Genomic DNA, 5,195 nt, shown 5'->3' with positions numbered 1-5,195 from the left:
CCGCGTAGCGCGGTGGGCAGGCTGACCTGCTCGCGCTCGGCCAGGCTGCGCGCGGAAATCAGCCTGTCGCCGGGGCGCAGTGCGCCGCAGGCCAGCGTCTGGCGCAGGGACTGGGCAATGCGGCGGTACTGCGGCAAAGGGTCTTGGGAAGTGGGCATACCGATCTGTGCAGGGTGGTTTTCTTGGATTCTGCTTATACAGCCGTTCGCCGTGCGGATTTATCGTTGCAGCCATCAAGCAACCCGAGGAATCCCATGCAAGCCAGCAATTTCGATCTCCAGACCTACTTCCGCCGCATCGGCTTCGGTGCCGGGGACTCCGCCCGGGCCGATGCCGCCACCTTGCAGGCGCTGATGCGACAGCAGTTGTTCGCGGTGCCTTTCGAGAACCTGGACGTGCAGGCCGGCAAGATCGTCTCGCTGGTGCCCGAAGACATTGCGGGCAAGATCCTCGGCGGCGCCCGGGGCGGCTATTGCTACGAGGTGAACGGCCTGTTCGCCATGGCGCTGCAGGCCCTGGGCATTGCCTACCGCTTTGTCGCGGCACGGCCCATGTTCTATCCGGCACGCCGGCCCCGCACCCACATGGCCCTGGTGGCCGAGGTCGAGGGACGGCGCTGGCTGTGCGACCTGGGCTTTGGCAGCTACGGCATACGCGCCCCGATGGCCCTGGACGTGCTGGACACCGATGTCCGCCAGGATGGTGACACCTTCCGCCTGAGCCTGGACGACCAGGGCGAGTACCTGCTCCAGGCGCGCGTGGACGGCGAGTGGGCCAACCAGTACGCCTTCAATCTGTCGCCTCAGGAGTGGGTGGATTTCGCCCCCGCCAACTACCTGAACTCCACCCACCCCGATGCCATCTTCGTGCAAAAGCGGGTGGTGGTGCTGCACCAGCTGGCAGGCCGCATGATCCTGGTGGGCGACGCGCTCAAGACCATCACGGCCAGCGGCACCGAGACCAGGCAGCTGGCGCCTGATGAAATCCAGGACGTGCTGGGCAGCCTGTTCGGGCTGGCGCCCGAGCGCCAGGCGGCTGCCGTGTGCTGACGCGCTAGAGCGTGTTATGCCGGGCAGGTCGAATCCCGCTCGATCAGCTCGAACCCCAGGTCGAACGCCGAGCGCCCGGCACTCTGGCCCTTGCAGCGTGCCAGCACCAGTTCGGCGGCCAGGCGGCCTATGCCCGGCCCGTCCACATGCACAGTGGTCAGCGACGGCAGCAGGTGGGCCGCGAAATCAGCATTGCCGAAGCCCGAGACGGCCAGGTCCACGGGCACGCGCAGGCCGCGCGCCTGGGCCTCCACCAGAATGCCGTGGGCCAGCATGTCCGAGCTGCAGACCACGGCCTGCAGATCAGGCCGCTGCGCCAGCAACTGGCCCAACGCCTGGCGGCCCAGCTCCAGGCTGCCGGGCGCGGACACGGTGACCGTGGGCACCTCGCGGCCCCAGGCTGCAAGAAAGCCCTCGCGCCGCTGCTGGGCCCGGTGGTCGCTGCCCGTGGCCATGCCCACGCGCTGCAGGCCGCGCGAGAGGAAATAGCCGGCCAGCGCGCTGCCCACCTTCAGGTGGGAGAAACCCACCACCATGTCCAGCGGCCTGTCGCTGAAGTCCCAGGTTTCCACCACGGGAATGCCGGTCCTGCGCAGCCGCTCGCGCGCCTTGTCGGACTGCACAAGGCCCATCATCACAATGCCGTCGGGCTGGCGCCCGATCATGGCGTTGAGCACCTCCTCCTCGCGCTGCTCGTCGTAGAAGGTCTGGCCCAGCAGCAGCTGGTAGCCCTCCTGCGCCAGCGCTGCCGTCAGGGACTGCACCGTGGGCAGGAATTGCGACACCGACAGCGCAGGCACCACGCCCGCCACCATGCGGCTGCGCCTGGACTTGAGCCCGCCCGCCAGCAGGTTGGGGATGTAGCCCGTGGCCTCCACGGCCTGGCGCACGCGCTCGCGCGTTTTCTCGGAAACGATGGCGGGATTGCCCAGGGCACGCGAGGCCGTGATCAGCGAGACGCCGGCCGCCTCGGCCACGTCGTGCAGCGTGGCGGGCCTGGGAGGTGTGGGTGTGTTCATGGGAAAGCGCGATCGCGGGCAGGCATCGGGGACGGCCATGAAGATAGCAGACCGCCTGCCACGCGCGGCCGGACGGCCTGCCCTGCATCGCAGAAATCGCGATTGACAGCCAAAATGACAACGATATCATTTTGATGAAGCGCAACTCTTTGCATATACAAACTGGCATCGGCGCTTTTTCATTTCGCTAGAAATGACAACGATGTCATTCACAAATCAGGAGACAAGATGAATCACATTCTTCGTGCCACGGCGCTGGCCCTGGCCGCGCTCACCGCCTTTTCTGCATCGGCCCAGGCCTGGCCGGAGCGGCCCGTCACCCTGGTCGTGCCCTTTCCCGCCGGCGGCTCCACCGACCAGGTCGCGCGCGCCGTGGCGCCCAGGCTGGGCGACAAGCTCAGGCAGTCCTTCGTGGTGGAGAACAAGGCCGGCGCCACGGGCACCATCGGCGCGGCCGTCGTGCAGCGCGCGGCAGCGGACGGGCAGACCTTTCTCGTCACCTCGCTGGGCCCGCTGGTCATCGTGCCCCACCTGATCAAGAACCTGCCCTACGACGCGCTCAAGGACTTCGACCTGATCACCGTGGCCGTGCAGTCGCCCAACGTGCTGGTCGTGCCTGCCGCCTCGCCGCACAAAAGCGTGGCCGACGTGGTCGCCCACCTCAAGGCCCATCCGGGCAAGATGAGCTTTGCCTCGGCCGGCCACGGCTCCAGCGACCACCTGACGGCCGAACTGTTCTGGCAGCAGACGGGCACCCAGGGCGTGCACATCCCCTACAAGGGCGGCGCGCCCGCCCATGCCGACCTGATCGGCGGCCAGGTCGATGCCTCGTTCCAGAACATCAATGCCGTGATCCAGCACATCCGGGCCGGCAAGATGCGCGCCCTGGCCGTGACCAGCCCGCGCCGCTCGCCCGTGCTGCCGGACCTGCCCACGCTGGCCGAGGCCGGGGTGAAGAACGTGGAGGTCGCCTCCTGGCAGGCCATCGTCGCGCCCAAGGGCTTGCCGCCTGCGCTGCGCGACAAGGCGCATGCGGCCTTTGTCGAGGCGCTCAACGATCCCCGGGTGCGCGAGCAGTTCGTCTCCATCGGCTACGAAATGGTGGCCGGCACGCCCCAGCAGTTCGCCGAGTTCCAACGCCAGGAATACGCGCGCTGGAAGTCGGTCATCGAGGCCGGAAAGATCAGCATCGACTGATGCCTGCCCCTGTCCTTTTTCCAACCACCGCACTCCCGCAGCCATGACTTCTTCCGCGCTCTCCGAAACCACCAGCCAGGACCGCATCCAGTGGATACGCCTGTCGTCCTGCTACCTCCCCCTGGCCCGGCCCATCAGCGATGCCAAGGTGCTCACGGGCCGCCAAAAGCCCATGACCGAGGTAGCCATGCTGTTCGCCGAGATCCAGACCCGCGACGGCCACCGGGGCCTGGGCCTGAGCTACGCCAAGCGCGCAGGCGGCCCCGGCCAGTTCGCCCATGCCAGCGAGATCGCGCCCACCCTGCTGGGCGAAGACCCCAGCGACATTGCGCGGCTGTGGACGCGCATGTGCTGGGCCGGCGCCTCCGTGGGCCGCAGCGGGCTGACCGTGCAGGCCATCGCGGCCTTCGACGTGGCGCTGTTTGACATCAAGGCGCGCCGCGCGGGGCTGTCGCTGTCCAAGCTGCTGGGCTCGCAGCGCGAATCCGTGCGCTGCTACAACACCTCGGGCGGCTTTCTGCACACGCCGCTCGATGAGCTCAAGCGCAACGCCAGCGCCTCGCTGGAGCGCGGCATAGGCGGCATCAAGCTCAAGGTGGGCCAGCCCGACTGCGCGCTGGACATACGGCGTGTGGAGGCCATGCGCGCCCACCTGGGCGATGCCGCGCCCATCATGGTCGATGCCAACCAGCAATGGGACCGCCCCACGGCCCAGCGCATGTGCCGTGTCTTCGAGGAATTCAACCTGGTCTGGATCGAGGAGCCGCTGGACGCCTACGACCACGAAGGCCATGCCGCGCTGGCCGCGCGCTTCGACACGCCGATCGCCACCGGCGAGATGCTGACCAGCGCCGCCGAGCACGGCGATCTCATACGCCACCGCAGCGCCGACTTCCTCATGCCCGACGCGCCGCGCGTGGGCGGCATCACGCCCTTCCTGCAGATCGCCGCCCAGGCCGAACTGGCCCACCTGAGCCTGGCGCCCCACTTCGCCATGGAACTGCACGTGCACCTGGCCGCCACCTGCGCCAACGAGCCCTGGGTGGAACACTTCGACTGGCTGGAGCCGCTGTTCAACGAACGCCTGGAAATCGCCGATGGCCGCATGCTCGTGCCCACGCGCCCCGGCCTGGGACTGAGCCTGAGCGAGCAGGCGCGGCGCTGGGCGCGCGAAAGCGTGGAGTTCGGGGAGCGGGGTTGAGGGCGGCTGCGAACGGCTGACGGCCTGGGTACCCCCGGTACCTCAGGCCTTTCACATATATTGCTTGGCTAAATGGAGTGGACCGTGGACAGCCAGACCAAGACAGCGGCTGCGCATGCCGGGCCGGGCCAGTCGACCATCACAACCTCAACAGACGAAATTTGGGAGCTGACTTGATGCGCGTGGCCTTGCTTCTTTTGGTTCCAGCCATCGCCGGATGCACCCCCGACACGAATCCCGCAGGTGCCGCTCGCACGCAAGTGCAGCGCGACGTTGAAAGCTATGCCATCGCAAGCTGCCTGGCCCAACAGACTGAGCCCTATCTCAAGGACCAAGGAGATGCCTGGGCATCCGTTGTCGTGCAGCGCATGCACGGGGATATCGAAGTGCTGGCGGGCATTGCCGAACAGGTGCAAAGGGAGAACACCAAGGGCGCCAACGGCGATATGGCCGTCATGCGCGACGAAACCCGTCCCAGGCAGGGCAAGCCATTGCCCGTGCTGCACTGTGGCGAGGTGATCGACCGGCCCGCCGTGCGCGCTGCGATTCAAAAGGCGATTGCGGCACTGCGCCCGTCCTACGAATCCAGGTAGGCCAAGCCGTTTCCCGAAAATCCGGGTTGGAGGCGGGCAACCAGCCCCTACCCTTCCAGCCCGTACTTGCGGATCTTGTCGTGCAGCGTGGTCTTGGGGCTGCCCAGGGCCTCGGCCGTGCGTGCCAGGCTGCCGC

General features: G+C 67.5%; 5 protein-coding genes. 4 read left to right on the top strand and 1 reads right to left on the bottom strand.

All coding sequences use genetic code 11. The features are described from left to right. The first annotated feature begins 254 nt into the window (after positions 1 to 254). A complete protein-coding gene (locus L995_RS21095; RefSeq protein WP_047473483.1) occupies positions 255 to 1,049 on the top strand; it encodes an arylamine N-acetyltransferase family protein in 795 nt (264 codons plus the stop codon). A gap of 14 nt (positions 1,050 to 1,063) precedes the next feature. On the opposite strand, the gene L995_RS21090 is transcribed toward L995_RS21095, so the two are convergent. Continuing rightward, complete coding sequence (locus tag L995_RS21090; protein WP_047473485.1) at positions 1,064 to 2,068, bottom strand: LacI family DNA-binding transcriptional regulator; 1,005 nt, start codon at positions 2,066 to 2,068, stop codon at positions 1,064 to 1,066. 228 nt (positions 2,069 to 2,296) lie between these two features. Here L995_RS21090 and L995_RS21085 point away from each other — a divergent pair, with 228 nt between their 5' ends. The 3 genes from L995_RS21085 (at position 2,297) to L995_RS21075 (ending at position 5,059) form a co-directional block, all read left to right on the top strand. Continuing rightward, a complete protein-coding gene (locus L995_RS21085) occupies positions 2,297 to 3,265 on the top strand; it encodes a Bug family tripartite tricarboxylate transporter substrate binding protein (protein WP_047473482.1) in 969 nt (322 codons plus the stop codon). A gap of 43 nt (positions 3,266 to 3,308) precedes the next feature. Beyond that, positions 3,309 to 4,466: an L-talarate/galactarate dehydratase gene (locus tag L995_RS21080; RefSeq protein ID WP_047473481.1), complete on the top strand. Its 1,158-nt coding sequence runs from the start codon at positions 3,309 to 3,311 to the stop codon at positions 4,464 to 4,466. Positions 4,467 to 4,642: 176 nt separating this feature from the next. After that, positions 4,643 to 5,059, top strand: coding sequence for a hypothetical protein (locus tag L995_RS21075; protein WP_047473480.1), 417 nt, complete (start codon positions 4,643 to 4,645; stop codon positions 5,057 to 5,059). Positions 5,060 to 5,195: the final 136 nt, after the last annotated feature.

Source organism: Delftia sp. ZNC0008 (assembly GCF_000799035.1).
Classification (GTDB): domain Bacteria; phylum Pseudomonadota; class Gammaproteobacteria; order Burkholderiales; family Burkholderiaceae_C; genus Comamonas; species Comamonas tsuruhatensis.
This window is presented reverse-complemented; position numbering and strand designations above follow the sequence as displayed.